The organism is Candidatus Cloacimonadaceae bacterium (genome assembly GCA_030693415.1).
Classification (GTDB): domain Bacteria; phylum Cloacimonadota; class Cloacimonadia; order Cloacimonadales; family Cloacimonadaceae; genus JAUYAR01.
Map to the genome: position 1 here is coordinate 1 of JAUYAR010000172.1, position 1,324 is coordinate 1,324.

Sequence of the window (1,324 nt, forward strand, 5' to 3'; positions counted from 1 at the left end):
CTTACAAGGAGTTAGTGTTAAGCTGGAAAACTTACGTTTGTTGACTCGCCTGTCCAGAGACTTTCATTTGTTTGACAGCAAAATACACCATGCATTTATAGAGCAGATTGAGAACATCGGAAAACAGCTTGGCGGTTGGATAAAATCACTCAAGGGTTAAAGATGAAGCGCTTTGGATATTTATACGAAAAGATTTATGCTTGGGAAAACTTGCTGCTGGCATACAAGAAAGCGCGCAAAGGTAAGCATGGAGAAGCGACGGATGATTTCTATAACGATTGGGAGCGAAAATTATATGAGATTCAGCAAGCATTGGAAAGTGAGACATTCAGATTTGGCTCTTACCGTCAATTCAAGATATATGAGCCAAAAGAGCGCTTAATCACAGCAGCGCCATTTTGCGATAGGGTAGTCCATCATGCTATATGCAATGTCATCTTGCCAATACTCGATAAACCCTTGATTGTGGACAGCTATGCTTGCAGAATAAACAAAGGACTACACAAGGCGGTGAAACGAGCCTTCTATTTCTATAAGAATACTCAGTTTCATTATAGTCTTGATATCAGCAAATACTACTACTCTATAGACCATGAAATATTAAAAACTCTGTTGAAAAAGAAATTCAAAGACGTTAAGCTATTGAATCTGCTCTTCCTACAGATTGCTACATATAGCGGTGGTGCGGAATACTATCAAGCCTTTGAAGGCGATGATCTGTTTGATATGATCCGAGATCGAGGTCTTCCGATTGGTAATCTGACCAGCCAGTTATGGGCAAACTATTACTTGAGCGGGATTGATCACTTTATCAGAGAAAAGCTGCATTTCACGAACTACGTCCGCTACATGGACGATATGCTTGTTTTTGGCAATGACCGCAGCGAACTGAAACAAGGCAGGGATAAAATTATCTCAGAATTGTCTCGGCTCAGGCTTCACATAAACCCAAAGAAGGACTGTATTCAATCGAACAAGCACGGTGTGGACTTTTTGGGATTCAGGCTATTTGGCAAAAGAATCAAGATCAGGACACAAAACCTTGTGCGGTTTAGACGGAAGCTTGCGTTAAAAAGCAAGAATCCGCATACTGACTTAAAAAAGCTATTACGAAGCTTTAATGGACACTTGGGGTATTTGCTGGGTGGACATACCAAGCGTATATGCAATGAAGTCTTGAGCAAGATAGAGTTCAGGACAGGTAATAAACACTGGAAACTGGTTGTATAAATATGGGTATGAAACATAAACCTGTGCTGCGTGGTGGTTCTTGGAACAACAATGACAACAACTGTCGGGTTGCCAACCGCAACAACAACAATCC

1 protein-coding gene is annotated in these 1,324 nt (G+C 41.0%); it reads left to right on the top strand.

From position 1 onward, the window contains the following. Positions 1–135: 135 nt before the first annotated feature. The gene (locus Q8M98_11110; protein ID MDP3115301.1) at positions 136–1,230 is read left to right on the top strand and encodes an RNA-directed DNA polymerase; all 1,095 of its coding nucleotides are present in this window, start codon (positions 136–138) and stop codon (positions 1,228–1,230) included. Positions 1,231–1,324 lie beyond the last annotated feature (94 nt).